General features: G+C 67.4%; 20 protein-coding genes and 4 pseudogenes. 15 read left to right on the plus strand and 9 right to left on the minus strand.

Translation table 11 applies throughout. The features are described from left to right. Position 1: 1 nt before the first annotated feature. Together HND92_RS13410 and HND92_RS13415 are read left to right on the plus strand one after the other, a co-directional pair. Positions 2-1,129, plus strand: coding sequence for a hypothetical protein (locus HND92_RS13410; protein ID WP_011806202.1), 1,128 nt, complete (start codon positions 2-4; stop codon positions 1,127-1,129). A gap of 1 nt (position 1,130) precedes the next feature. Then, positions 1,131-1,937 (plus strand): nucleotidyltransferase family protein, encoded by an 807-nt coding sequence (locus tag HND92_RS13415; protein ID WP_011806203.1) that lies wholly within the window; start codon positions 1,131-1,133, stop codon positions 1,935-1,937. Here the strand turns inward: HND92_RS13415 and HND92_RS13420 are convergent. Together HND92_RS13420 and HND92_RS13425 are read right to left on the minus strand one after the other, a co-directional pair. After that, positions 1,923-2,714, minus strand: coding sequence for a sugar phosphate nucleotidyltransferase (locus tag HND92_RS13420; protein ID WP_172207647.1), 792 nt, complete (start codon positions 2,712-2,714; stop codon positions 1,923-1,925). The two genes, HND92_RS13415 and HND92_RS13420, sit on opposite strands and share 15 nt — an antisense overlap. 63 nt (positions 2,715-2,777) lie before the next feature. Next, positions 2,778-3,434 carry a 4'-phosphopantetheinyl transferase superfamily protein gene (locus HND92_RS13425; RefSeq protein WP_172207659.1) on the minus strand — a complete coding sequence of 219 codons (657 nt, stop codon included), beginning with the start codon at positions 3,432-3,434 and terminating at the stop codon, positions 2,778-2,780. 63 nt (positions 3,435-3,497) lie between these two features. Between HND92_RS13425 and HND92_RS13430 the strand changes: the two genes are divergently transcribed. From HND92_RS13430 to HND92_RS13450, 5 genes are all read left to right on the plus strand, one after another. After that, complete coding sequence (locus HND92_RS13430) at positions 3,498-4,811, plus strand: cytochrome P450 (RefSeq protein ID WP_087743492.1); 1,314 nt, start codon at positions 3,498-3,500, stop codon at positions 4,809-4,811. Between the two features lie 14 nt (positions 4,812-4,825). Continuing rightward, on the plus strand, positions 4,826-6,787 hold the full coding sequence (locus HND92_RS13435) for a non-ribosomal peptide synthetase (RefSeq protein WP_172207662.1): 1,962 nt from the start codon (positions 4,826-4,828) through the stop codon (positions 6,785-6,787). Positions 6,788-7,016: 229 nt separating this feature from the next. Next, complete coding sequence (locus HND92_RS13440) at positions 7,017-8,828, plus strand: fatty acyl-AMP ligase (protein WP_087743489.1); 1,812 nt, start codon at positions 7,017-7,019, stop codon at positions 8,826-8,828. Between the two features lie 10 nt (positions 8,829-8,838). Beyond that, positions 8,839-9,096, plus strand: coding sequence for an acyl carrier protein (locus tag HND92_RS13445; protein ID WP_049756493.1), 258 nt, complete (start codon positions 8,839-8,841; stop codon positions 9,094-9,096). After that, a complete protein-coding gene (locus HND92_RS13450) occupies positions 9,093-10,274 on the plus strand; it encodes an aminotransferase class I/II-fold pyridoxal phosphate-dependent enzyme (protein ID WP_011806210.1) in 1,182 nt (393 codons plus the stop codon). The genes HND92_RS13445 and HND92_RS13450 overlap by 4 nt, the downstream gene beginning before the upstream one ends. Positions 10,275-10,278: 4 nt before the next feature. On the opposite strand, the gene HND92_RS13455 is transcribed toward HND92_RS13450, so the two are convergent. Beyond that, complete coding sequence (locus HND92_RS13455) at positions 10,279-11,184, minus strand: hypothetical protein (RefSeq protein ID WP_135148047.1); 906 nt, start codon at positions 11,182-11,184, stop codon at positions 10,279-10,281. A 187-nt stretch (positions 11,185-11,371) separates the two neighbouring features. Here HND92_RS13455 and HND92_RS19370 point away from each other — a divergent pair, with 187 nt between their 5' ends. Beyond that, the gene (locus HND92_RS19370; RefSeq protein WP_011806212.1) at positions 11,372-12,256 is read left to right on the plus strand and encodes a hypothetical protein; all 885 of its coding nucleotides are present in this window, start codon (positions 11,372-11,374) and stop codon (positions 12,254-12,256) included. A 269-nt stretch (positions 12,257-12,525) separates the two neighbouring features. Here the strand turns inward: HND92_RS19370 and HND92_RS19375 are convergent. Both HND92_RS19375 and HND92_RS13465 read right to left on the minus strand, forming a co-directional pair. Then, a pseudogene (locus HND92_RS19375) lies at positions 12,526-13,395 on the minus strand (ELM1/GtrOC1 family putative glycosyltransferase); the annotation flags it as partial. Next, positions 13,352-14,338, minus strand: coding sequence for an NAD(P)-dependent oxidoreductase (locus HND92_RS13465; protein ID WP_087743484.1), 987 nt, complete (start codon positions 14,336-14,338; stop codon positions 13,352-13,354). The gene HND92_RS13465 and the pseudogene HND92_RS19375, both read right to left, overlap by 44 nt. Before the next feature lie 98 nt (positions 14,339-14,436). Here HND92_RS13465 and HND92_RS13470 point away from each other — a divergent pair, with 98 nt between their 5' ends. From HND92_RS13470 to HND92_RS19385, 3 genes and pseudogenes are all read left to right on the plus strand, one after another. Continuing rightward, positions 14,437-14,628 (plus strand): hypothetical protein, encoded by a 192-nt coding sequence (locus HND92_RS13470; RefSeq protein WP_172207665.1) that lies wholly within the window; start codon positions 14,437-14,439, stop codon positions 14,626-14,628. 142 nt (positions 14,629-14,770) lie between these two features. After that, positions 14,771-16,171 (plus strand): DUF4158 domain-containing protein, encoded by a 1,401-nt coding sequence (locus HND92_RS19380; RefSeq protein ID WP_253940031.1) that lies wholly within the window; start codon positions 14,771-14,773, stop codon positions 16,169-16,171. Positions 16,172-16,503: 332 nt separating this feature from the next. Continuing rightward, positions 16,504-17,684: pseudogene (locus HND92_RS19385) on the plus strand (Tn3 family transposase). Positions 17,685-17,826: 142 nt separating this feature from the next. On the opposite strand, the pseudogene feoB reads toward HND92_RS19385, so the two are convergent. Continuing rightward, positions 17,827-19,560, minus strand: a pseudogene (gene feoB, locus HND92_RS13480) (ferrous iron transport protein B); the annotation flags it as partial. Continuing rightward, complete coding sequence (locus HND92_RS13485) at positions 19,557-19,850, minus strand: FeoA family protein (RefSeq protein ID WP_015913817.1); 294 nt, start codon at positions 19,848-19,850, stop codon at positions 19,557-19,559. The pseudogene feoB and the gene HND92_RS13485, both read right to left, overlap by 4 nt. A gap of 117 nt (positions 19,851-19,967) precedes the next feature. On the opposite strand from HND92_RS13485, the gene HND92_RS13490 reads away from it, so the two are divergent. Then, positions 19,968-20,294 carry a YkgJ family cysteine cluster protein gene (locus HND92_RS13490; protein WP_123675997.1) on the plus strand — a complete coding sequence of 109 codons (327 nt, stop codon included), beginning with the start codon at positions 19,968-19,970 and terminating at the stop codon, positions 20,292-20,294. An 18-nt stretch (positions 20,295-20,312) separates the two neighbouring features. On the opposite strand, the gene HND92_RS13495 is transcribed toward HND92_RS13490, so the two are convergent. After that, complete coding sequence (locus HND92_RS13495; RefSeq protein ID WP_088886353.1) at positions 20,313-20,780, minus strand: Lrp/AsnC family transcriptional regulator; 468 nt, start codon at positions 20,778-20,780, stop codon at positions 20,313-20,315. Between the two features lie 94 nt (positions 20,781-20,874). Here HND92_RS13495 and kynB point away from each other — a divergent pair, with 94 nt between their 5' ends. From kynB to kynA, 3 genes are all read left to right on the plus strand, one after another. Then, a complete protein-coding gene (gene kynB, locus HND92_RS13500) occupies positions 20,875-21,546 on the plus strand; it encodes an arylformamidase (protein ID WP_015913820.1) in 672 nt (223 codons plus the stop codon). A 73-nt stretch (positions 21,547-21,619) separates the two neighbouring features. Further along, a complete protein-coding gene (kynU, locus tag HND92_RS13505; RefSeq protein WP_172207677.1) occupies positions 21,620-22,933 on the plus strand; it encodes a kynureninase in 1,314 nt (437 codons plus the stop codon). A gap of 2 nt (positions 22,934-22,935) precedes the next feature. Beyond that, positions 22,936-23,805 carry a tryptophan 2,3-dioxygenase gene (kynA, locus tag HND92_RS13510; RefSeq protein WP_172207690.1) on the plus strand — a complete coding sequence of 290 codons (870 nt, stop codon included), beginning with the start codon at positions 22,936-22,938 and terminating at the stop codon, positions 23,803-23,805. Between the two features lie 118 nt (positions 23,806-23,923). Here the strand turns inward: kynA and HND92_RS13515 are convergent. Further along, a pseudogene (locus tag HND92_RS13515) lies at positions 23,924-26,368 on the minus strand (penicillin acylase family protein). Positions 26,369-26,485: the final 117 nt, after the last annotated feature.

Here is a 26,485-nt window from a genome sequence, read left to right on the forward strand (position 1 = left end):
GATGACCACGCTCGAAATCGTTCCGGTGCGCACACCGGCGGAACTGGACCGCTTCATCCAGCTGCCTTCGCGCATCCATGCACGCGACCCGCACTTCGTGCCGCCGCTGATGATGGAGCGGCGCGAGGCGTTGTCGCCGCGCAAGAACCCCTACTTCGCGCATGCCGAAACGCAGTTCTGGCTCGCCCGCAAGGACGGGCGCGACGTCGGCCGCATCAGCGCACAGATCGACAAGCTCGTGAAGGACCCTTCGGTCGGCCACTTCGGGATGATCTGCGCGGAAGACGACGCCGAGGTCTTCGCGGCGCTGTTCAAGGCCGCCGAAGCGTGGCTCGCCGCGCGCGGCAAGACGAAGGTGCTCGGCCCCTTCAACCTGTCGATCAACGAGGAGACGGGCCTGCTGATCGATGGCTTCGATACGCCGCCGATGATGCTGATGGGCCACGACGCCCGCTACGTCGGCGCACGGGTCGAGGCCGAGGGCTACGCGAAGGCGAAGGACACGATCGCCTACCTCTACGACATCGAGCACGAGATGCCCGCCGCCGCGCGCCGCATGATCGGCCCGCGCAAGCCGTCGGCGCTGACGGTGCGCAACCTCGACACCAAGCGCTACCTCGAAGAGTTCGACACGGTCACCGCGATCTTCAACGACGCCTGGTCGCAGAACTGGGGCTTCATCCCGTTCACCGAAGCGGAGATCGCGCACATGGCCAAGAGCCTGAAGATGTTCATCGACCCGACCTGCGTGGCCATCGTCGAACTCAACGGCAAGGCCGTGGGCTTCGGCATCGCCCTGCCCAACCTCAACGAGATGATCGCGGACTTCGGCGGCAAGCTGCTGCCCTTCAATTGGGCCAAGCTGATGCTGCGTCTCAAGCGCGGCACGAAGACGGCGCGCGTGCCGCTGATGGGCATCAGCCGCAGCATCAGCGGCGAACTGGCCGGCGCCATCGCGCCCTTCCTGGCCATCGACACGATGCGCCAGGGCCTGCGCGCCAAGGGCGTGAAGCAGGTCGAACTGTCGTGGATCCTGGAGGACAACCGGCCGATGCGGCACATCATCGAGTCTCTCGGCGCCGCCCCGTACAAGACCTACCGCGTGTACGAGAAGACGCTCTCCACCTGACATGGCAGCCCCACTCACCGCGCTGGTGCTGGCCGGCACACGGACCGGCGGCGACCCGCTGGCCGACTACGCCGGCGTGAGCCACAAGGCGCTGATCGAGATCGGTGGCACGACCATGATCGAGCGCGTCGTCGCGGCACTGGTGGCTGCGCCGGCCGTCGGGCGCATCGTGATCGCGATCGACCGACCCGGACTGCTGGAGGACCTGCCCGGTCTCCAGCCTGATGTCTGCGGCAAGCCTTGGACCACCATGCCCACGCAGGAAGGCCCGAGCGCGACCGTGGCCGCAGCGCTGGCGCGCGAAGGCACGCCGCTGCTCGTCACCACGGCCGACCACGCGCTGCTGCAGGCCGCATGGATCGACGAATTCCTGGCCGCCTGCCCGCCCGAGGCCGACGTAGCCGCCGCGCTGGCGCCGCGCCACGCGGTCGAAGCGGCCGCGCCGGCCACGCGGCGCACCTGGCTGCGCTTCTCGGACGACGATTTCTCTGGGTGCAACCTGTTCCTGCTGGCGCGGCCGAAGGCAGCGGGCGCCGTTGCGTTCTGGGGCGAGATGGAGCGCGCTCGCAAGGAGCCGCTGCGCATGATGCAGCGCCTGGGCTGGCTTTTCGCGCTGCGCTATCGGCTGGGCTGGCTCAGCTCGGCAGCGGCGGCCGAACGGTTGGGGGCGCTGTCCGGTGGCGCGCGGCTCGCGTTGGTGTCGATGCGCGACGGGCGTGCCGCGATCGACGTGGACAAGCCCGCGGACCTGGATCTGGTGCGCCGGATGGTGGCGGCCGACGGCCCGTCCACCTCAGGCGGTCGCTGAGACCTTGGCGGTTTTCGCCGTCGCGTCGGCACCGAGCCAGCCGGCGGCCAACGTCCGGACGTAGGCCAGGTCGGCGGGGAAGTCGAGTTCGCCCCACTGCAGTCCTTCGATCGAGGCCACGCGGATGTCCGCACCCGCACCGGCCAGGCGGTTGATCGCCGAGAGGTACCACAGGCCCGGGCCTTCGGCAGTGCGCATGGTGCGTTCGAGTTCGGCGATGAACAGCGCGGCGCCGTTGGAATCGAAGCGAAGGAAGCCAATCGATTCGCCATTGACCCGATCGGCCGACAAGGTCTTGCCGATGGCGCGCAGGCGATCTCCCTCCACCTCGACCTTCATGTCGTCGGCGTCGTAGCCCGGTTTGCGGTCGATGGTGACCGTGATCGGCGCCGCGGGTGCCGCGAGCAGACGGCGCGCGATCTCGGGCTCGAACAGGGTGTCGCCGTTGAGGATGAGGCAAGGCGCCCGGAGTTCGGACCGGGCCATCCAGCAGCTCGCGAGGTTGTCGGCCAGCTTGTAGAACGGATTGAACAGGGTGCGCACCGTCATGCCGGCCGGTGTGATGCGTTGCAGCGCCTGCTCGACCAGGTCGGAACGGAAGCCGGTCACGACGACCGCTTCGCCGATGCCCGCCTCCATCAGTCCGCGCAGTTGCCATTCGAGCATGCTGCGGCCATTGCCCAGGTCGAGCAGGCACTTCGGGAGTTGTTCGGTCAGCGGCAGCAGGCGGCTGCCTTGGCCGGCGCCGAGGATGAGGGCACGCTCAGGTCTGGACACGTTGGTTCACCAATCAGAAAAGGAAGGACGGTTGGGGGTGGGTCGGCGATGCGGGTCGGGGAATCAGGCCCGATCGATGCACAGGTCGAGTTCGAGCCATGCGCTGGACACCCGTGTCGCGCACCGGTTTCGAAACGCGAGATGCGCCACGTGGGCGCTTCCCATATCGAGCGCCGAAGTCTGCCAGAGTTGGCCGGCGAATGCAGCGTCCTCACCCGCCGGCCGGGTATCGATGTCGCGAAGCTTGTCCAGGCTGTCGGCGCCCGCAGCCTTGGCCACCGCCTCCTTGCGCGTCCAAACCGCACAGAAGCGCCGCGGATCACGACCGGCCCAGGCACGCTCGCCGTCGTTGAGGTAGCGCGGGAAGTCGTCGCCCGTCAGCGTGCCGATCGCCTCGACGTCCACGCCGATCGAGCCGTCGGTCGACACGGCGCAGACGACGCGCCCTTCGCAGTGGGAGATGCTGAAGTCGACCGGCAGATCGAGCGCCGGCCGACCGTGCGCGGTGTAGTGCAGGGACGACAGCACGGCCCCGCGGTGACCGAATTGCCGAAGCCCTTCGCGCAGCAGCCGGCTGGCAATCAGCGACCGGTGCCGCGCGCGGGCGCTGGGCCAGCGCGCGATCTGGGTCCGGCGGGCAAGGGGCAATTCGTCCATCCAGGCCGCCTCGAGCGCCGTGGAAAGCACGAAGTCATGGGCAATCAAGACGGAGATGGGCATGGGCGCAGCATTGGCGCGCACATGACATAATCGAAGGCTCACCACCAAGGGTAATTTTGGATTATGGCACAGGGACATTTGGCGCCGGGCCCCGACCAGGGCTACGACCTCGACGCCAATGATGAGACCTTGCCGGTGCTGCAGCAATTGCGTTCACGCTACGGCCCGATCTGTCGCGTTCCGTCGCTGACGCGCCCGGGCGACGGCCTCGTCATCCACGACCCCGACGACATCCGCCGCGTGCTGCTGACCAACCGCGGCAACTACGTCAAGGGCGCGGGCCTGGAGCGTGTGCGCGTGCTCCTCGGCAACGGCCTGATCGTCAGCGACGGTGACCTGTGGGTGCGCCAGCGCCGCATGATCCAGCCCGCCTTCCAGGGCCAGGCCACGCGCGGCTTCGCACCGGTGGTGCGGCAGGTCAACGCTGACCTGCTGACGCGCTGGAGCGCGCATGCCGACAGCGGCGAGCCCATCGACCTGACGCACGAGCTCAGCAGCGTCGCGCTCGAGATCGTGCTGCGGGCGCTGTTCAGTGCGGACTTCGACCGACTGGTCGAGACCGAGGGCGGCAGCCCCTTCGACCTGCTGACCGAAGAGAGCCGTCGCGATCTGCAGTTCGCGGCCCGCTTCCGCGGCCTGGCCCGCTTCGTGCGCGCCATCATCGAGACCCGCCGCCTGGAGGCGCGGGTCGAGTCCGACTGGCTCTCGATGCTGATGCAGGCCCGCGACAAGGCCAGCGGCGAGCCGATGCCCGACCGGGCCTTGCTCGACGAGGTCATGACGCTGATCGTCGCCGGCCACGAGACCACCGCCAGCACGCTCAACTGGACCTGGTACCTGCTGGCCCGGCACCCCGAAGCCGAGGCGGCGCTCCACGCCGCCATCGCCAATGCGGCGCCCACCGAAGCCGCGCCGGACCAGGCCTTGGCGACACCCTTCGCATCGGCAGACTACGTCGAACAGGTGCTGCAGGAAGCGCTTCGGCTCTACCCGCCGGTGTGGCTCTTCAGCCGCCGAGCCGTGCAGGACGACACCCTGGGCGGCTACCACGTGCCGGCTGGCACCGACATCTTCATCTGCCCCTACCTGCTGCACCGCGACCCGGCCCAGTGGGAGCGCCCCGAGGCCTTTCATCCCGCACGCTTCATGCCCGATGCGGCCGCGGGCCGGCATCGCTTCGCCTACCTGCCCTTCTCGGCCGGCCCGCGTTTCTGCGTGGGTGCGGGTTTCGCCATGGCGGAGATGGCCACGCACCTGACGATGGTGGCGGAGCGCTTCCGTTTGGTTCCCGTCGGCACCGAGCCGGCCGAAGCCGAGTTCCAGATCAACCTGCGCACGCGCCATCCCCTGCGGATGCGGCTCGTGTCGCGCCGCTGAGCGGCACCTCCTTCATGCGATTCGATACCCTCCACGCCATCCTGCCCGCCACCACGCGCGACGACCGCCAGATCACGCTCATCGAAGGCGACAAGGAGCAGCGCGTGCTGAGCTTCCAGCGGCTGCGCCAGCGCGCGCTCGCCGTGCTCGGCGCGCTCCAGCGCCAGTCGATCGCGACCGGCGACACGGTGGTCCTGTGCCTGGCAGACAACGAGCGCTTCCTGGAAATGTTCTGGGCCTGCGTGCTGGGCGGCATCGTCCCGGTGCCCATCGCACCCGGCGCCACCGATGCGCACCGCCAGAAGCTGCTGCGTGTGTTCGCGCAGCTCGGCCCGAAGGCCTCGGTCTACATCGACGGCACCTCGCTGGAACGGCTCGACGGCTTCGCAGCGGCGCAAGGCATGGCCGACCAGGCTGCAGCGCTTCGCGCCCGTGCGCTGGTGCCCGGCAGCCTGGACATCGGCGGCGACCCGGGGCAGCCCGTGTCGCCGCGACCGGACGACCTGGCGTTCATCCAGTATTCCTCCGGCTCCACCGGCGAACCCAAGGGCGTGCTGCTGACGCACCGCAACCTGTGCGCCAACATCGCCGCGATCATCGAAGCCGCGGCCTTCTCAGACCGCGACGTGGCGCTCAGCTGGATGCCGCTGTCCCACGACATGGGCCTGATCGGCTTCCACCTGAACATGCTGGCCTGCGGCGCCAGCCACGCGATCATGCGCACCGACCTGTTCGCGCGCCGCCCCCTGCTCTGGCTCGAGCAGGCCAGCCAGCGCCGCGCCACGGTGCTCTGCTCGCCCAACTTCGGCTACCAGCATTACCTGCGGCAGTTCGCGCTCAAGCCGCCACAGGGCTTGGACCTGTCTGCCGTGCGCTTGATCTTCAATGGCGCCGAGCCGATCTCCGCCGAGTTGTGCCGGCGCTTCACCCAGGCCATGGCGCCCCACGGACTCAGGCCGAACGCCATGTTTCCTGTGTACGGGTTGGCCGAAGCCAGCCTGGCGGTCAGCTTTCCGCCCCCCTCGACGCCGCTCGAGACGATCGAACTCGACCGGACAACCCTTCGCGTCGGCGCGCCGGTGCGGGCTGCGGCACCCGGGTCGGCGCATGCCCTCGAATTCGTCAAGCTCGGCCGCGCCGTGCCCGGATGCGAGCTCGGCATCGTGGGCGACACCGGCGACGGGCTGCCCGAGCAGACGGTCGGCCATGTGCGGATCCGCGGCGACAACGTATCCCACGGCTACTTTCCCGGCGGACGCACCAGCGCCGATTCGGGCGCGAACCCAGGATGGCTGGACACCGGCGATCTGGGTTTGATCCTCGACGGCCAACTCGTGATCACCGGTCGGGCCAAGGACCTGATCATCGTCAACGGCCAGAACTACTACCCGACCGACCTCGAGGAAATCGCCCAACAGGTGCCTGGCATCGAGGCCAACCGCGTGGCGGCGGTCGGTGTGCGCGATGCGATCGAAGGCACCGAGTCGGTGGCCCTCTTCGTGATCCACCGCGGGAATCTGGCGGACTTCGTGCCGAAGGCGCAGGCATTGCGGCGCATCATCGGCCAGAAGACCGACCTGGCGCTGAACAACGTCGTGCCCGTGAGCGCCATTCCGAAGACCACAAGTGGCAAGCTGCAACGCTATGCCCTGGCCGCCGCCTTCGAACAAGGCGAATTCGCTACAATACTCGCGGAATTGGCAGGGTTTATGTCAGCGAACGCTGCGATCGAACCTGCCGAGGCGAAGCCGAAATCCACGGCCCTGCGCCTCAAGGAGATCTGCGAGCCGTTGATTCCAGACCAGCAGATCACGGTCCAAACCAACTTGCTCGAAATCAACCTCAAATCGCTCACCCTGGCGCGTATCCATGAAGCGATCGAGCGCGAATTCCCCCAACGGATCGAAGTCACGGATCTTTTCGATTACCCGACGTTGGTGCAGTTGGCGAAACTTCTGGACGAAACCCAGACCTGATCACTGTGCATAGCATTTATGACAGTTTGACGTTTCCGGATTTTACAATCCCGCGGCGGTCGAGTTTTTTCCATGGGGTGCGCGGCCTGCGGGTAGCCAAAACCGTACAGTATCGTACAGTTCAGTCAAGTTATAGAGTGAAGCAGTGCATGCCCAAAATGTTGTGTTCTAGCGTTCTCCCGAGAGTTCAGGAGCACGGGAAGCGGGAGGGTGCAAGGTGACGCAAGCAATGCTCCTCGGTACGACACCGACGCCGACGGCCAGTGGCATTCCGCTGCGCAGCGCGCTCTTCTCCACCCTGACGGAAGCCCTGGACTATGCCGCGACCGGCGAGACCGGGTTCAATTACTACGATGGCCGCGACAAGCTCTCGGCCGTTCTGCCGTACCGTGAACTGCGTCGCCGCGCCCTGGAGATGTCGCGCCACCTGGCGCCGCTCGGCCGCGGTCAGCGGCTGGCCCTGGTTGCGCAAACGCACCCGGACTTCGCCGTCATGTTCTATGCGTGCCAGTACGCCGGGCTGGTGCCCGTGCCGCTGCCGGCCGCCGTGCACCTGGGCGGCCGCGAGGCGTACGTTCGCCACCTGCGCCAGCTGATGCGCGACTGCCAGGCGGTCGCTGCCTTCGCACCGTCCGAATTCGTCGGCTTCCTGAACGAAGCCAGCGAAGGTTTGCCGCTCGCGCTGTCCGGCACGCTGGACGACTTCCTGGCACTGGACGCCCAGGAAAAGCTGCCGCCACCGCCCGCGCCGACCGACCTGGCCTATCTGCAGTACACCTCGGGCAGCACCCGCTTCCCGCGCGGCACGATGATCACACAGTCCGCGGTCATGGCCAACCTGGGCGCCATCTTCAACCATGGCTTTGCGCTCACCGCGGACGATCGCTTCTGCTCCTGGCTGCCGCACTACCACGACATGGGGCTGGTGGGCATCGTGCTGGGGTGCATGGCCACGCAGCGCTCGGTCGACTACCTGCCGACGCGCGAGTTCGCGATGCGCCCGCGCCTCTGGCTCAAGCTGATCTCGCGCAACCGCTGCACCATCTCTTACAGCCCGCCGTTCGGCTACACGCTGTGCGCACGCCGCCTGCGTCCGGCGGACATCGAGGCGCTCGATCTGTCCTCCTGGCGCATCGCCGGCGTGGGCGCCGAGATGATCCACCCTGATTCCCTGCGCCAGGTGTCGGAGATCCTGGCACCGGCCGGCTTCGACGAACGCGCCTTCCTGCCCAGCTACGGCATGGCGGAATGTGCGCTGGGCGTGAGCTTCGCGCCCGTGGGCAGCGGCTCACGCAGCGACCTCATCGACATCGACAGGTTGTCCCGCACGGGCGAGGCACGTCCGCCGATCGAGGGTGAAGCCGCGGTCAAGGGCAAGGCCTTCATCGACTGCGGCCGGCCACTGCCGGGCTTCGAGGTCGAAGTACGGGGCGACCGGGGCAACGCGCTACCCGAACGCCGGTGCGGCGCCATCTATCTGCGCGGGCCCAGCGTGATGTCGGGCTACTTCGGCAACCCCGAGGCCACGCAAGAGGTGCTGTCGGACGATGGCTGGCTCAACACCGGCGACCTGGGCTACTTCGCCGACGGTTCGCTGTTCGTCACCGGCCGCGCCAAGGACCTGATGATCATCAAGGGCCGCAACATCTGGCCGCAGGACCTCGAATACCTGGCCGAGCAGCAGCCCGAAGTCCGGCCGACCGATGCCTCCGCCTTCACGGTCGTGGACGAGGACGAGAACGAAACCGCAGTGCTGGTCGTGCAGTGCCGGGAAACCGATCCGATCAAGCTGGCCTCGCTGTCGGTGCGCCTGAAGCAGGCCATCAACGCCGAGTTCGGCATCCATTGCCTGATCGAACTGGTGCCGCCGCACACCCTGCCGCGCACCTCGTCGGGCAAGCTGTCGCGCAGCATGGCGCGCAGCGACTTCCTCAAGCGTTGCGGCGAGGAGCCGCAGGTCGGCTTCGTCAAGGACGATGCGCGCGTGCAGACCCAGCACGCGAGCATCGGCCGCGACATTGCCCTGACGACCCCTGATTGAGCCCTCACCCGTGACCGAATTGAATCTGGCAACCATCGAAAGCGCCATCCGCGAAGCACTCGACGCGATCCGTCCCGGCACGGCGAGCCTGGGCGGCAATGCCGACCTGATGCAGGAGGCAGACCTCGACTCGATCGGCGTGATGGACCTCGTCATGGAGATCGAGGACCGTCTGGACCTGTCGATCCCGGTGGAGACGCTGGCCCAGGCGCACACCATCAACGGGCTGCGCGCCGGCATCGCCCAACTGACCGGCGGTGCGGCGTGAGTCTTCTCAACAAGTTCGGCGCGCAGCGCCAGCTCCAGGCGAGCCTGGACGCGATGGGTGGCGTGGCACCGATCGCGACGCCGATGGACGAGATCCATTCAGCCACCTCAGCGACCATCGGGGGGCGCCGCATGGTGCTCGCGGGGACCAACAACTACCTCGGCCTGACCTACGACGCCGCCTGCCGCGCCGCCGCCATCGCGGCCATCGAGACCCAGGGCACCGGCTCCACCGGTTCGCGCATGGCGAGCGGCAACTACGCCGGCCACCGCGCCCTCGAACGTGAACTGGCAGACGCCGTCGGCTGGCCGTCCTGCATCGTTTTTTCCACCGGCTACCAGACCAACCTCGGCGTGATCTCCGCGCTGGCCGACACCGGCGACTACCTGCTGGTGGATGCCGACAGCCATGCCAGCATCCATGACGGCTGCCGTTTGAGCAATGCGACGACCATCCGCTTCCGGCACAACGACCCCGAAAACCTCGACCGCCGCCTGGCGCGGCTGGGCGACGATGCGCATCGCGCGCTGATCGTGGTCGAAGGCGTCTACAGCACGCTGGGCGACCGCGCGCCGTTGCAGGAAATCGCCGAGATCAAACGGCGCTATGGCGCCTGGCTGCTGGTCGACGAAGCGCATTCCTTCGGCGTGTTCGGCGAACGCGGCCTCGGCCTGGCAGAGCAACTGGGCGTGCTCGACGACGTGGACTTCATCGTCGGCACCTTCTCCAAGAGCCTGGGCGGCGTCGGCGGCTTCTGCATCGGCCGGCACGCGGAACTCGAATACGTTCGGATGGTGAGTCGCCCCTACATCTTCACGGCCTCGTCGTCGCCGCCCTCGATCGCGGCCACGCGCGAAGCGCTGCGCCAGATGCTGGATGGCCATGCGTTGCGCGAACGACTGTGGCGGCACGCCGAACGCCTCTACGCCGAAGCAACGAAGCTCGGCTACCGGCTGGGCACCACGACGCCCGGCCCGGTCGTGGCCTTGGTCTTCACCGAACGCGCCGAAGCACAGGCCCTGTGGCAGTCGCTGCTGGACAGCGGCATCTACACCAACCTCATGATCCCGCCGGCCACGCCCGCAGGCCTGAGCCTGGTGCGCATCAGCCTCAGCGCGGCGCACAGCGACGACGACATCGGGCAGATCATCGCCGCGCTGGCCAGCGCGCGGCGTTGAGCGCTCACGACGCGCCCCAAATACCCCATCGTCGCTTGGCCGTCGTCGCAACGGCTATCGATGGTACCTTGGAAATTTGGAACTCCGACCGCAGCCATTGAAGGTACGTAGCGGTGACGCTATCGATGCTGGGAGCAGCAGCGCGTAAGACTTGCGCAGTTGATCGCCGCGCCTCGGTGGACTCCAACGCATCCAGTGCCGCGGCGAATTCAGCTTCGTCGTCGGCCCACTGTTCAGCCCCGCAAGCCGTCTCAAGATACCCCGCCTCGCGATTGCAGATCACTGGCGTCCCGCTTCCCTGTGCGTTGGCCAGCTTGACATTGCTCTTCCAATTCCTTGGGGCATAGCCATCGCAGTCACGCAGCGCGACCAAGACGTCCACGTCCGCCACCTCTGTGGGATTGATGACGAACCGCAATCCGCGTGCTGAGCACTGACGTTTGATGATCGGCAGCCAGCGTCCCAGGTACTTCTCCCCGCCTTCATACCCCAGCACTTTCAGCGGCCGGATCGGGTTCTGCCGCAGGCCCGGCCGTGCGTGGTGCGGTAGCGCCAGCACCGGCACGCCAAAGCCCTCGCAGTCCCGAGCCATCGCTCGTGTCGCCGCGACGATCCCCGCAGGCCGGATCGTCTTCACTTCGCCGGCCAGCCACTCCAAGCACCGGTCTTTCTGCCATGCGTTTCCAATGGGCTGAGGCCATGCATCGACCACATCCCAGATCAGCGGGACCTTGGACTGATGGAATCTCTCCAGCAAATCGGTTGTCTGCCGCTTCACGAGCACTGCCAAGTTGTAGGGTGCAAGATCTTTGGCGTTCGGGACCACGGCTGCCCGCAATGTCTGCCCCAGTTGAACGCCCCGGATTTGCCAACTGCCGCTGGCGCCCTTACCGGTCATCAGCAAATGCATGCTGAACTCCCCCATGCAGCACCGACTCGGACGTCGACAGCCATTCGGATTGATTGCGGAAAATGTGGCTCGTGTAGGAGATGTACTACCTTCATGCGGCGCCAGTGTATCCCGGCGGTCGAGTCGGCTCGGGTGACCCGAGATGGATCGTTCTCGGCTAGGGTCGTGCCAGAGGTGAAAATACGGCATGCGCAACGCCGTCTTCATCCACACCAACCCCAAGCAGATCGTCGGCGCCCTGGTGGCGCAGCACGCGTTGCGCAGCCGCAGCGCCGCGCCCGAGCGCTTCGACGTGCGCATCCTCCAGACGACGGACTTCCCGGCCTTCGAACGCTTCGAGGGTCGCCGCTACCTGCGCGAAGGCCAGCAGGTGCTGTGGCGCAACGACGACCTGCAGTCGTTCACGCCGCTGCGCTTCGCCGTGCCCGAGCAGATGGGCTACGCCGGCCGTGCAGTGCTGATCGACCCCGACATCTTCGCGCTCGGCGACATCAACGCGCTGCTCGAGCGCGACATGGGCGGTGCCGCCGTGATGGCGCGGCAGATGGACGGCGACTTCCGCCGCCCGCTGCATTACGCGTCGAGCGTGATGCTGATGGACTGCGCGCGCCTTGCGCACTGGCAATGGGAAGCGGACTTCGAACGCACCTTCCGCAGCGAGCGTGACTACCGCGACTGGATGTGGCTGCTGCTCGAGCCGCCCGGCAGCGTCGCGGCGCTGGAGCCCGAGTGGAACGACTTCGACCGGCTCACGCCCGAGACCAAGCTCTTGCACAACACGCACCGCCGCACGCAGCCGTGGAAAACCGGCCTGCCCTCGGACTTCACGCCGCGCGGCACCACGCTCACCTCGCGCGCCGGCATCTGGCTGCGCAAGCTGACGGGGCGCGGCGCCGGTCGCTACCGCCGGCATCCCGATCCGGCGCAGGAGCGGCTGTTCTTCCGGATGCTGGGCGAATGCCTGGACAACGGGTCGATCGACCGCGCCCTGCTCGACGTCGAGATCGCGCGCGGCCATGTGCGCAGGGATGCGATGGACTGCGTGGCCCGCGCCGCGCACGCCATCGCCTGAGCACCGTCTGCCCGATCGAGCCCGATCAGCGCCGATCGATCAGTGCGCGGATGCGCGCCAGCGTGGCCTCGCGCTCCTGCCGTGCCAACGCGAGCACCTGCCGCTGCCGTCGAACGCGCCAGCGCGTCCAGCGCAGCGTGCAGCAAGCCCAGGTCGCGCAGCGACGAGAGCAATCCGAGGTCCTGCAGGGCATCGAAGCTGCGCGCCACCAGCGACCCTGGCCGCCGTGCCGCGGCGGCGCGCCAGGCCGTCGCCAGGCGCCAGCGCCAATCCGGTTGCCGTGGCAATGCGAAGGGCGCGACCGGCCGTCCGGTGAGCAAGGCCTCGGTCAGCATCGACGCGCTGTCGGTCGTGACGATGATGCGGTCGGCGCGCTGGCGCAGGGCGGCGTAGGGGTTCTCGCCCTCGCCCCAGCGGACGACATGCGCAGGCACGTCCAGGCACTGGGCCAGCACATCGATTGCAGCGGCTGGCGTCCGCGGGCTGCCGAGCACCCAGGCACTGCCACCTTGCGCTCGCACCTGTGCATTCACGAGGCGCGCCAGGCCAACGGCTGCCGCGTCGTCGAGCACGAAGGGCCGGCTGTCGCCACCGACCATCACCAGCGTCCAGGGCCGCGGCATACGCGCCGCCTGCAGTTGCCAGCGCACGGCACGGGACCTCGACTCGCGACGGCGCTGCATGAAGGGCAGGCGATGGCTCAGCACGTTGACGCGCTCGGGCACCGCGTACTGCGGCGTCGTCACGATCAGGTCGAACCACGACAGCGGCGCCCACGGCCGGTTGACGTGGACCAGCTGCGTGCGCCCGCCCGACCGCTGCCGGATCCACCGCGCCGCCGGCACGCTCTTGCGCCCGGCCGCCAGCACCACGCGCGGCCAGGCGGCTGCAGCACTGCCGGATCTTCGCTGCGCCAACTCAGCCGCGAGGGCCCAGCAGAACCGGCGGCAGCCCCGCAGCGGCGTTGAAGCGCAAGGCGTACGGTGCGGTACGGCACGCCCAAGGCATCGGCGATGGCCAGCAGTTGCTGGTTGTCGCCATGGCGCGCACCGAGCAGCACCCAGACCGCACTGCGCCGGAATCGGAGCGATGTCATCAGCCCGGCAACCAGCCGGCCGACCGGTACCAGGCGACCGCATCGGCGAAGCCGGTGTCGATGTCGAACTGCGGCGACCAGCCCTCCGGCCGCGCGAGTTCGGCCGGCGAAACGCCCCAATCCGCATGGCGCAGCTCGCGCAGCTTCTGCGAATTGAGCATGGCCGCCGAGCCGCCGAGGCGCGCCACATCGCCGACCCATGCGATGCCACGCAGCAGCCCCTGCGGCGCCTGCAGGAAGCGCGGCGTCGGGTTGCCGACCGCCCGCGCCGCGGCACCGAGCAGTTCGTCCCAGCGATAGCCCGCTGGCTGGCCATCCGCCGCCGCCAGCACCTGGCCCTGCGGCGTCGACGCGACGAGCATGACGATCAGCCGGGCCACGTCGCGCACGTGGATCAGCGCGGCGCGCGCGTCCGGCCCGCCGAGCAGGGGCACGCGCGGCCAGCGGGCAACCTGGAAGAAGCGCAGCGTTTCGCGGTCCCCCGGGCCGTAGACAGCCGGTGGGCGCAGCACGGTGGCGCGCGCGCCCATCGCGTCGAGTGCCGCAGCCTCGCCGGCACGCTTGCTGGCGGCGTAGTCGGAAAGCAGCGGTTCGCGCGCGGCCAGGCTGGAGACCAGCAGGAAATGCGCGTCGGGCGACAGTTGCTTCGTCGCCCGCGCGATCCGCGCGACACCCTGCTCGTTCACCGCAAAGAAATCGGCACGCCGTGCCGCCTTGATGAGTCCGGCCAGATGGATCACCGCATCGACGCCCTCCACGAGACGCGCCACTGCGGCCTCGTTGTCGAGCGAGCCGGCCACGACTTCGGGCGTCGACTGGCGCCATTCGGCGCCGGACGGTTCGCGCCGCAGCAGCAGCCGCACCCGCCAGCCCGCCTGCACCAGCGCGGCGATGAGATGCCGGCCGATGAAGCCGGTCGCGCCGGTCACGGCAACCAGGGGCGCGCGCGCGGTAGCGACATCGGAATTCGGGAACGGCAAGTGCATCTGAGAAGTGAGAAAGAGAGCGGGCGACAACGTGCGGCACCCCGCGCGGCAGCCGGATAGCATAGAGCACCGCGGCCCGGGCGCCGCGGCCTTCCACCATGACCAAGACCCTTCTTCTTTGCCTCCTCTTCGCCGCCCTGCCCGGCATGGCCGACGCCCGCAACAAGCACCGCGACCACGCCGAGCAGCGCGCCTTTCGGCAGGAACAGAACAGCGCGCCTGCGCGCAGTCCAGCTCGGCCGGACACGCGCGGCTGCATCCCTCAGCGCTTCGTTCGACGCTGCGAATAACGCGTGAGCACCGCGGCTCACGCATGCAAAGGCTACGCAGCTAGCACTGGCGCGGGGGTGGTCTGGGTAGACCGTTGATTTCATTGACTTTCCTGTTCGCTTTGTAAACGGGTATGGTGGCCTCCCACTTTTGAGGTTCACGATGCAGGGTTGGCACACAACGTTTTTGGGGATGCGTGGGCTCCCCCGCGATATCAGCGACTTCGAGATGAAGGCATTTTTCACCTTCGATGGTGCCGAGCGCGACGCAATCAATGCACGCCGAGGTGATTCCCACAAGCTTGGTCTGGCGCTCCATATTGGTTTCCTGCGCATGAGTGGGCGTTTGCTCGGTGCCTTTCGGGTAATTCCAGTAGCCTTGTGGCGCCACCTTGGCAACGAGCTTGGCATTGCAGCACCAGAAGTCGCCTCGCTGAGAGCCATGTATGAACGCGGGCGCACGCTATTCGATCACCAACAAGTAGCCTGCACGGTCCTTGGATTCCAGTGGATGAGCGAGCACCAGCGCCGCTCACTGGTACGTGAACTGCGCGACGAAGTGGCGCGCTGCGCCGACCGCGATCAGCTACTCGTGCGGGCGCGTCAATGGCTGTACAAGAACAAGCTGGTGATCGTGCACGAGCGGGCAATTCGGACACTGATTGCGGCGGCACTTGCCCAGCTTGAAGTTGAAACAGGCACCGCCATCGCCGCCAGCGTTGATCCAGCAACACTTGATCGCTGGCGAGCCTCAGTTTCAGAGCTGCGCCCAGATGGACAAACCCAGCAGAGTTGGCTATGGGCTGCACCGGCGAAACACTCAACCCGCCAAATCAGCGAGGTACTGGAGCGCATCGACCTGCTTTACACGCTGGACGTTCATAAGCACCTGGCAGACATCCCCGATCTCATCTTGCGCCGCTACGCGCGCCGACTTGTCTCCAGGCCGCCCTCAGCCGGAGCCAAGATCAAAGAGCCAGCGCGCACCGTGGAGGTCGCATGCTTTCTTCGGTATTGCCTGTTCGCCACCACAGACCAGTTGATCCTTATGGTGCAGCGCCGGATCGCCGATCTGTGGCGTCAGGCTGCCGCCGATGTCCCCGCTACCGTCAATTGGGCCGCAATGTACAAAACGCTGCTCGGCGAACTTGTTGCCTTGAGCGCGCAAGGTGCGGTGCCAGATGCTGAGTTGCGTGCCCGTCTTGAAGCCTTGATCACCGAAACCCAGAAACGCAAACCACCGAGCAGGGCCTCCCTGGTCCGCGAGGGATTGATTGATGGAATTCGCCCCGTGCGGTCGTTGCTCGTCGCCATTGCAAAGCTGCCCTGGCAGGCCACCGGCGAGCATCCTGCCATCGAGTACCTTGCCAAGCTGCAAGCTTTATATCTCAAAGGATCCAGAAAGCTGCCAGTTGAAGTGGTGGCACCAAGTCTGGGAATGATCTGGCAGGTTTCGATCTCCAGCCCAGACCGGGAACGGGCGTTTCAGGCGTTGGAGGTGGCCACCCGTTTGCCCTGCGCCGCGCGGTGCGCAATGGCTCGGTCTGGATTGAGCACAGCCTGAGCTTTCGGGGTCGTGCGCGCTTGTTCTTCACGGACGAGCGTTGGCAGGCAGAGTCCAAGAAACACTATGCCCGTCTATCGTTACCCAGCAAGGCTGCCACTTTCTTGAAGCCTTTGCTGGCCAGAGTAACTGCCGGTGTCGATGCGGTGGCCGCTGCAGCCCGCAGTGGCGTACTGCGCGTGGATGATGAACTCCATTTGTCGCCATTGCCCGCAGAGGACGAAGACCCAGAAGTGACCAAGCTGCGCGCGGCTTTGGATCACCGCATCGGTGAGGTTCAATTGCCGGAAGTGATTCTGGCCGTTGACGCCCAGGTGCGCTTTAGCTGGATCATGCTCGGACGTGAGCCGCGCTCTACCGACGAGCTGCTGATGGTCTATGCCGGCATCATGGCCCACGGCACCAGTCTGACTGCGGTCGAATGCGCGCGCATGATTCCGCAATTGTCTGCCACCAGCATTCGCCAGGCCATGCGCTGGGCGCGGGACGAACGGCGTCTGAGCCAGGCCTGCCAGGCTGTGCTGGAATTCATGCAGCGACACCCGATTGCCGCCACCTGGGGCGGTCCGATTTGGCATCTTCTGACATGATGAGCATGGAGACCACCAAACGGGTGTGGCAAGCCCGGCTTGATCCTCGGCGCAACACACCTTCCATTGGAATCTACTCCCATGTAAAAGACCGGTGGGGCATCTTCCATGCGCAGCCCTTTGTGCTCAATGAGCGCCAGGCGGGCGTGGCCATTGAAGGTGTCATCCGCCAAGAAAAGCTGGAGACCAGCCAGCTTGCTGTGGATACCCATGGCTACACCGACTTTGCCATGTCACATGCCCGTTTGCTTGGTTTTGATCTTTGCCCGCGGTTGAAGGAACTCAAACAGCGCCACCTCTTTGTGCCACGCGGCACCAAAGTGCCCGCAGAAATCGCTGCGGCGTGCGAAGCCAATGTCGACGTCGCTTTGATCGAAAAGCATTGGGATAGTCTGGTGCACCTGGCAGCCTCGGTCATGAGCGGACATGCCAGTGCGGTGGCAGCTCTTGCGCGGTTCGGTTCTGCCGCCCAGGGCGATCCAATCTATGAGGCTGGCGTGCAATTGGGGCGGTTGCTGCGTACGGCGTTTTTGGCTGACTACTTTGTCAAGGACGCTTTCAGGAACGAGTTGCGCCGGGTGCTCAATCGGGGCGAGGCTGTTAACGCCCTCAAGCGCGCCATTTATACCGGCCGGATCAGCCCGGCGCAGGCCAAACGTGTCGATGAAATGCAGGCTGTGGCCGATGCGTTGAGCCTGATGGCCAACATCGTGATGGCGTGGAATACCTCACAGATGCAGGCGGTCCTGGATCGCTGGTCGAACCGCCGCCAGGTCATTCCACCGGAACTGATCGGGAAGATTGCGCCCACCAGGCTGGAGAGCATCAACTTGCGGGGTGTGTTTCGCTTCCCGGTTGACCGCTATGCTGACCAAATCCTGCCTTCGCGGCCAAATGCATCGATAACTGGCACCAATGGATGAAACCGACCACGGTTTGACGCCACGAATCGCAGATTTGAAAGTGAACAGGAAAGTCAATGAAATCAACGATCTACCAACACCACCTCCGCGCCAGTGCTAGCTTTTCGTACCGTCACTTATTGCACTGAAAACGAGGAGACCCCGTGGCCAGCGACCATTGCGCCGCCAGCATGGGTGCGAGCTGCGCGGCCGTGTCGTCGGCCGAAGCGGCAATCGCGTACACCGTGCCCAGGGCGCTCACCGCCACCTCCCGCGCGGCCATGCCGGGCACCAGGGCGATGCTGATCTGCCAGTTGAAGCCGATGGGCGCAAAGATCACCTCCAGCGCCGCGCCGATGCGCCCGGCGAAGCTGTATTCGATGGCCGGCCCCGTGGCGTCCGCCGGCGGCGCGGGGTACGACGACAGGAACCACAGCAGGATGGTGACCAGCAGGATGATGCCGCCCACGCGGCGCAGGAAGATGCCTGCGCGCTCCCACAGCCCCAGCGCCAGGTTGCGCACGCTGGGCCAGCGGTAGGCGGGCAGCTCCATCAGCAGCGGCGTGGCGCCGTCGCCGCGCCGCGCCAGCCGCGCAACGGCCGCCACGGCCATGGCGCTCACGATGCCGCCCAGGTACAGCGCGAACAGCACCAGCCCCTGCAGGTTGAACAGCCCCGCCACCGTGCGATCGGGGATGAAGGCCGCGATCAGCAGCGCGTACACCGGCAGGCGGGCCGAACAGGTCATCAGCGGCGCGATGAGGATGGTGACGAGCCGGTCGCGCCAGTCCGGAATGGAGCGCGTGGCCATGATGCCCGGCACCGCGCAGGCGAAGCTGGACAGCAGCGGGATGAACGAGCGTCCCGACAGGCCGACGGTGCCCATCACGCGGTCCAGCAGGAAGGCCGCGCGCGGCAGGTAGCCGGATTCCTCCAGCGCCAGGATGAAGAAGAACAGGATCAGGATCTGCGGCAGGAACACCAGCACCCCGCCTGCGCCGGCGATCACGCCGTCGGCCAGCAGGCTGCGCAGCGGCCCCTCGGCCATGTGGGCGTTCAGCCATTCGGCCACGGCGGCCGTGGCGCCTTCGATCCAGCCCATGGGCACCTCTGCCCAACTGAACACGGCCTGGAACATCAGGAACAGCGTCACCGCCAGCAGCAGCATGCCCCACAGCGGGTGCAGCACCACGGCGTCGATGCGGTCGTCGCGCTGCAGGCGCAGCGCGGGCTCGCGCACGGCCAGCCCCATGATGCGGCGCACTTCCTGGTGCAATTGCTGCACGCGCTGCGGGCGGTCTTCCTCCAGCGCATTGACGGGCGGTGGCGCCTGCGTGCCCACGGCGGCGCCGCGGGCGGCCTGCGGGGTGGCCTGCGGGGTGGCCGTGTCCAGCCACTGCAGCAGCTCGCGCGCCCCGTCGGCGCGCACGCCCACGGTGGTCACCACGGGCAGGCCCAGTTCGCGCGCCAGGACTTCGCGGTCGATCTGGATGCCCTGCTGCTGCGCCATATCACTCATGTTCAGCACCAGCACCATGGGCAGGCCCAGGTCGCGCGCCTCCAGCACCAGGCGCAGGTTCAGGCGCAGGTGCGTGGCATCGGTCACGCAGACCAGCAGCTCGGGCATGGCCTCTCCTGGGCGGCGGCCGGTGACCACATCGCGGGTGACGGCCTCGTCCAGGCTCTGCGCGTGCAGGCTATAGGCGCCGGGCAGGTCCAACACGCGCACGCGCCGGCCGCTGGCGGTGGTGAACAGGCCTTCCTTGCGCTCCACGGTGACGCCCGCGTAGTTCGCCACCTTCTGGCGTGCGCCGGTCAGCACGTTGAACAGCGCCGTCTTGCCGCAGTTGGGGTTGCCCAGCAGCGCGATGTGCAGGGGAGATGCCGCCGTGCTCATGCCGCGGCCTCCAGCGCATCCACGCGCACCTGCACCAGGGCCGCCTCATGGCGGCGCAGGGCAAAAGTGGCCTGGCCCACGCGAACGGCCAGGGGGTCGGCCGCGGGAAAGCCCCGGGCAATCACGCGCACCGGCTCGCCCGGCAGGAAACCAATCTCCATCAGGCGCAGCACCATGGCCTGCGACCGGCCATCCTGCGCCGGCAGCAGCCCGGCAACCGTGGCCGGCACGCCATGCGGCAAGGTGTCCAGCCCCCGCGGCTGCGCGGCGTCATTCCCCGTGTGAAGCATGTTGTATTGCAGTCAATGAATAAAAGTAATTCTCATTCTAATGGAACTGCACGCTGCTGGATTGATGCACATCAGGACCTGTGGCGCGTCACAATGACACCCCCTGCGACGTACGCCATGACCACTCTTCACCCCTGCCTGACCTGTGGCGCCTGCTGCGCCAGCTTTCGCGTGGACTTCTCGGTGCACGAGACGGAGGAGCTGGGCGGCTGCGTTCCCGATGGGCTGGTGGTGCCGGTCACGGACCACACTGCACGCATGCGCGGCACGGACCATGCGCAGCCGCGCTGCTCGGCCCTCACGGGCCAGGTGGGCCTGCGCGCGGCCTGCGGCATCTACGAGTGGCGCCCTTCCCCCTGCCGCGAATTCGAAGCCGGCAGCGCTGCCTGCAACCGCGCGCGCCAGCGCCACCATCTGCCGGCACTGGACGGGCTGGTGCTCTGAACGCCGCAGGACCCGCTTTCACACGGGCAATCCGCCGATGCGCCCCTTGAACTCCTGCAGCGAAAAATAAGTCTGTACCTGGCGCACGCCCGGCAGGCGGTGCAGGCGCCGCTGCAGCAGCTCGGAATACGCGTCCAGGTCGGTCGTCACGATCACCAGCAGGAAGTCCGCGGGGCCCGAGATGCCGTGGAACAGCACCACCTCGGGAATGGCGCACACCGCCTCCTCGAACGCCACGGACAGCGCCTCCGTCTGGTGGTCGATGCCCACCATCACGAAAGCCATCACACCCAGCCCCACCGCACGCCGGTCCAGCTGCGCGTGGTAGCCGCGCACTACCCCGGCGTCCTCCAGCCGCTTCACGCGCCGCCAGCAGGGCGACTGCGACAGGTGCGCCATTTCGGCCAGTTCGCCGGAGGTCAGGCGGGCGTTGTCCTGCAGCGCGCGCAGCAGCTGGCGGTCGGTACGGTCGATCTCGGCTTGCATGATTTAACCCAAAAATGTCTTTGCGAGAATGGATTATCCAAATGAATCACCCATCAGGGATAAACCATTTACCCGCCCCTCCGCCGCGCATAGCATGCGCGCCATGACCGCCACCTCCACGCCATCGCCCGCGCTGTGGGACATCTCTGCCCCCGTGCATGCGGGTAGCCCGGTGTTCCCGGGCGATACACCCTACCAGCAGCAGTGGAGCGCCACACTGGGCCCCGGCTGCCCGGTGAACGTGAGTGCACTCACGCTCTCGCCCCACGTGGGCACGCACGCTGACGCGCCCCTGCACTACGCAGCGGACGGCGCAGCCATCGGCGCTGTGCCGCTGGAAGCCTTCATCGGCCCCTGCCGCGTGGTGCATGCGCTGGACTGCGGGCCGCTCATCGAATGGACCCACATTGCCCATGCGATGACGGGCACTTTGCCGCCGCGGGTGCTGGTGCGCACCTACGCCCGCATGCCCGTGGACCGCTGGGACGCGGGCCTCACGGCCTACGCGCCCGACACCATCGAGCGCCTGGCCGACGCCGGCGTAGTGCTCGTAGGCATCGACACCGCCAGCATCGACCCCGCCGACAGCAAGCCGCTGCCCAGCCACCAGGTGATCCGCCGGCGCGGCCTGCGCGTGCTGGAGAACCTGGTGCTGGACGATGTGCCCGAGGGCGACTACGAACTCATCGCGCTGCCGCTCAAGCTCACCACGGCCGACGCATCGCCCGTGCGCGCCGTGCTGCGTGCGCTGCCGCCGCGCGCATGAACATTAAGCCGTTTTGGCCTCTAACGCTCATGCAGCAAGCGCCAATAGCTACTTTATTAATAGCACAAACCACATGACTACCTTGCAAGAGTGCCGCACACGCGATGCGCAGGACCCGCTGCGCAGCCTGCGCGACCATTTCAGCCTGCCCGAGGGCGTGATCTACCTGGACGGCAATTCCCTGGGCGCCCTGCCCCGCGCCACGCCGGCGCGCGTGGCCCAAGTAGTGCAGCAGGAATGGGGACAGGACCTCATCACCTCGTGGAACAAGGCCGGCTGGGTCAGCCTGCCGCAGCGCCTGGGCAACCAGTTCGCTCCCTGGATCGGCGCGGGGCCGGACCAGGTGGTGTTCACCGACACCACCTCGGTCAACCTGTACAAGGTGCTGTCGGCTGCCGCGCGCGTGGCCCGCGCGGACCATCCCGGTCGCACCCAGCTCGTCAGCGAGCGCAGCAACTTCCCCACCGACCTGTACATCGCCCAGTCCGTGTGCCAGGAGTACGGACTGGAGTTGGTGCTGGTGGAGCCCGAGGAAATCGCCACGCGGCTGACGCCCCAGGTCGCCGTCCTGCTGCTCACCCACGTGAACTACCGCACCGGCGCCATGCACGACATGGCCGCCGTGACCGCGCAGGCGCACGCCCACGGCATTCTGTGCGTCTGGGACCTGTGCCACAGCGCGGGCGCCGTGCCCGTGCACCTGCTGGACGCGAACGCCGACTATGCGGTGGGCTGCAGCTACAAGTACCTCAACGGCGGCCCTGGCGCGCCCGCCTTCGTGTGGGTGCACCCGCGCCTGGCGGACCGCCCGGATGCGACATTTGCGCAGCCGCTGTCGGGCTGGTTCGGCCATGCCGCACCCTTCGCCTTCACGCCCGACTATCAGCCCGCACCGGGTATCGCACGCTACCTCTGCGGCACGCAGCCCATCGTGAGCCTGTCGGCCCTGCAGTGCGGGCTGGACATCTTTACCGCCGCCGAGCCTCTGGGCGGCATGGCGGCGCTGCGCGCCAAGTCGCTCGCACTGACCAATCTATTCATCGCGCTGGTCGAGGAGCACTGCGCCGGCCACGGCCTGGGACTGGCGACGCCGCGCGATCATGCGGCGCGCGGTTCGCAGGTGTGCCTGACACGCGGCGACGGCCTGGGCGTTCAGGGCGTCGGCAGCGGGGCCTACGCCATCGTGCAGGCCCTGATCGCGCGCGGCGTGGTCGGCGACTTCCGCAAGGGCGACGGCGGCAAGCACCTGGACATCCTGCGCTTTGGCTTCACGCCGCTGTATGTCGGATTTGAAGACGTGTGGAATGCCGTGCAGCACCTGCGCCAGGTGCTGGAATCCGGCGAATGGCGCAAGCCCGAGTTCAATCACCTCAACGCCGTGACCTGACCATGACCTGCCCCCACCACCCCAGCGCATCCTCCGGCGCCACCGAAGCCATCGTGCGCCAGGAGGGCGCTCAGCTCGACTTCAGCCACAGCATGAGCTATGGCGACTACCTGCAGCTGGACAGCGTGCTGGGCGCGCAAAAGCCCCTGTCGCCCGCGCACGACGAGATGCTGTTCATCGTGCAGCACCAGACCAGCGAGCTGTGGATGAAGCTCATGCTGCATGAGCTGCACGCGGCCATCGCCCATATCGCGCGTGACGAGTTGCCGCCCGCTTTCAAGATGCTGGCGCGCGTGTCCAAGATCCTCGAGCAGTTGGTGCACGCCTGGGACGTGCTGGCCACCATGACGCCGCCCGAGTACACCGCCATGCGCCCGTACCTGGGCCAGTCCAGCGGTTTCCAGAGCTACCAGTACCGGTGCATCGAGTTCGCCATGGGCAACAAGAACCGCGCCATGCTGCAGCCCCATGCCCACCACCCCGAGCGCCTGGCCCAGGTACAGGCGGCCTACGAGGCGCCCTCGCTCTACGACGAAGCACTGCGCCTGCTGGCGCGCCGCGCCCTGCCCGTGCCGGCCAGCCATACCGAGCGCGACTGGCGCCAGCCCTACGAGGCCAGCGAAGCCGTGGAGCAGGCCTGGCTCGCCGTGTACCGCGATCCACAAAGGTATTGGGACCTGTACCAACTGGGCGAGGATCTCACCGACCTGGAAGATGCCTTCCGCCTCTGGCGCTTTCGCCACGTGACCACGGTGGAACGCGTGATCGGGTTCAAGCGTGGCACCGGCGGCACCGGCGGCGTGAGCTACCTGCGCAAGATGCTGGACGTGGTGCTGTTCCCCGAGATCTGGCGGCTGCGCACCGCGCTGTGAACTGCCGCCTCCCCGGCGCTCCATGAACAAAGGCCCCGCATGGCGGGGCCTTTGCACGGAGGGTCGTCCCGGCCGGTGCGCATGGCACCGGCGCGCCGTTGCGCGCCGTTACGCGCCGTTACTTGGCGCTGGCGGAGACGGTGGTCGTCCGGTAGTCCGGGTGGCCCGTGATCTCGGACTCCGAGAACGGCATGCGCACCCACTGCTTGGCGCTGTAGGCCTTGGTGTAGTCGCCAAAATGCGGCGACGCCGGGTCGTCGGACAGCGAGAACGTCAGGAAGGTATGGGCCTGCACGCCGCTGGAGGGGAAGCTCACCACCTGCACGTATGAGTTGCCATGCGGCTGCCCGTCCATGCTGTAGCCGCCCGCCGTGATGTCGTTCTCGGAACAGGTGATGGTGAAGTAGCCCACGCCGCCGCAGCCGCCGTACAGCGGCAATTTGGCACCGCCCTTCGTGGCAAACAGCACTTCGCCGCGCGGTGCATCCAGCGCAAACCCGCTCTGCCCCACGCGGCTGATGGCCGTGGCCATGGCCTGGCGCAGCGCGGTCACGGCCGCCACGTTGATCCCGCGCGGGGTATTCAGCGGGTCGGCCGCGTCAAAGGGCACCGAGTACAGCCCGGTGGTGGGCACGCGGGTCCAGAACTCGTCCCACAAATGGGAGCCCCGGGACTCCTTGTTCCCGCGGTTGTCCCACGCACGCAGCGTGGCGCAGGCCTGCGTGGCGTCCACCGTGGCACCGTTCACCATCCATTGCGAGGGCGTGCAGATCAGCGTCAGGATCTCGTCCTTGAACCGCTCGGCCGAGAACACGCGGCTGTTCAGCACCATGTCGCGCACGATGGCGGCGCTGGCCTTGTTGCCGCTGTAGCCGTCGGTGCCGGCCAGCCGCTCCAGGGCCATGGTGTGGCCCAGGCGCGTGCGCAGCGTCAACGCCGCCGTGCCCGCGGGACCGAAGATGGCCGGGTACCCCGTGAGCGGGGCATTCGCGTTGGACAGCCAGTAGCTGTCGTTCATGTTGCCCACATAGTCCTCGCGCAACAGGCTGGGCATGCGCGACGGGCCGATGGCGCCCTTTTGCTTGGAGTCCGCATCGGTCTGCCAGTCGCAGGCGCTGCGCGAGCCGTCGAAGAACGGCACGTTGGGCAGCGCCGCGCCCACGGCCGCGCCGAACGGCGTGGTGCACGCGGCCACCTGCTCGGGCGACACGTTGGGCACCGCGCCGATGTCCGCGTACCAGACCCGCGCGCTGCCACGCCCCACGGCCACCGTGTTGACCCAGGGGATCGCGGACTCTTCCTTCTGGATGGCCATGAACTCTTCCAGCGAACGCGCCTGGTTCCAGCGCATCCAGTTGCGGAAGGTGCGGAAGTTCTCGCCGTTGATGTCACGGATGGCGAAGGCCGTGCTCTGGCTCCAGGCCAGAGCGGGGTTGAGCCCCGCCAGGTTGACCAACGGCCCGTACTCGGAGGTGTACAGCGTGCGCGTCACATCGCTCAGCGTGCCGTCGGAATTGCGGCTGGACACGGTGATGCTGTGCGGCGCCATCTTGACCGGCTGGCCGTCACGCAGATAGGTGGTGGGGTCGCCCGACTGCAGCTGCAGCTGGAAGAAGCCGAAGCGCCGCGCCGTGGAGACCGTGTGGCTCCAGGCGACGTTGTCGTTGAAGCCGATCAGCACCAGCGGCACGCCCAGGAATCCGACGCCGCTGACGTTCACCTGATTGGCGATCGTGACCTGGGCCTGGTAGAACCGGTCCGGCCCCTTCCAGTACCAGTGGGGGTTGCCGAACATCACGCCGCTGGACTCGCCCGTGGCCGCCGGCGCAAAGCCATACATGTTGCTGCCGATGCCCGCGTCACCGCCCACCTGCAGGGCGGGAGGTGTGGTCAGGCGCTGGTCCAGGGACGGGGCGGTCTGCGCGTCTTGCGCCGCGCCGGCCTTGGCTGCGGCAGGGGCGACGGCATTGGCGATGGCCTCCACGAAATTGCTGTACCCCCCCGCCAGGTTGGCCGCGTACATGCGGCGCCAGACGTCCTCCTGCGTGATGGGCTACACCCATGCCTCGCTGCGGCAGGCCGCGTGGGCCGTCCCTTTCTTGGCAACGTCCACGTACTGGTTGTAGCCGGCCACGAAGCCCTCGACCATCTGCCGCAGATTCTCGGGCTGCGCCGCGGCCATCTTCTGCACCACGTCGGCGGAGATCACATGGCGGTGGAAGAAGTCCGAGTCGATGTTGCGCGGGCGTCCGATGGTGCTGTTGTAGACCAGCTGTGCGCTGCCGCCAAAGTAGCGCGAGCGCTCGCCCCGGTAGGTGAGGAACGCATCCGCCAGCGTGCACAGGTTGTCCTGCGCCTGGACATACCCCATACCGAAGCCCCCGCCGGCCCAGTTGGAGGCCTTGATGTGCGGCACGCCCATCGCGGTGCGGCGGATCTCCGCCTGGTACGCCAGCGGCGCATCGTCCGCATCGTCGTTGCCCCCGCAGCCGGCCAGCAGGGCCAGGACCGCCGTCGCCAACAGCGCGCGTGGCGCCGCAGCACGAGTCACTCTCTCTTGCATGCGTTGTCTCCTTTGTTGTGGTGCACCCCTGCCGGTCCCCCGGCCCGGGCCAACGCAGGATAGACGCAACGCAGCGGAATCCCTAGCACCCGGCTGCGCGCGAGCAACACGCCCCGC

The organism is Diaphorobacter sp. JS3050, assembly GCF_013154915.1.
Taxonomy (GTDB): Bacteria; Pseudomonadota; Gammaproteobacteria; order Burkholderiales; family Burkholderiaceae_C; genus Diaphorobacter; species Diaphorobacter nitroreducens.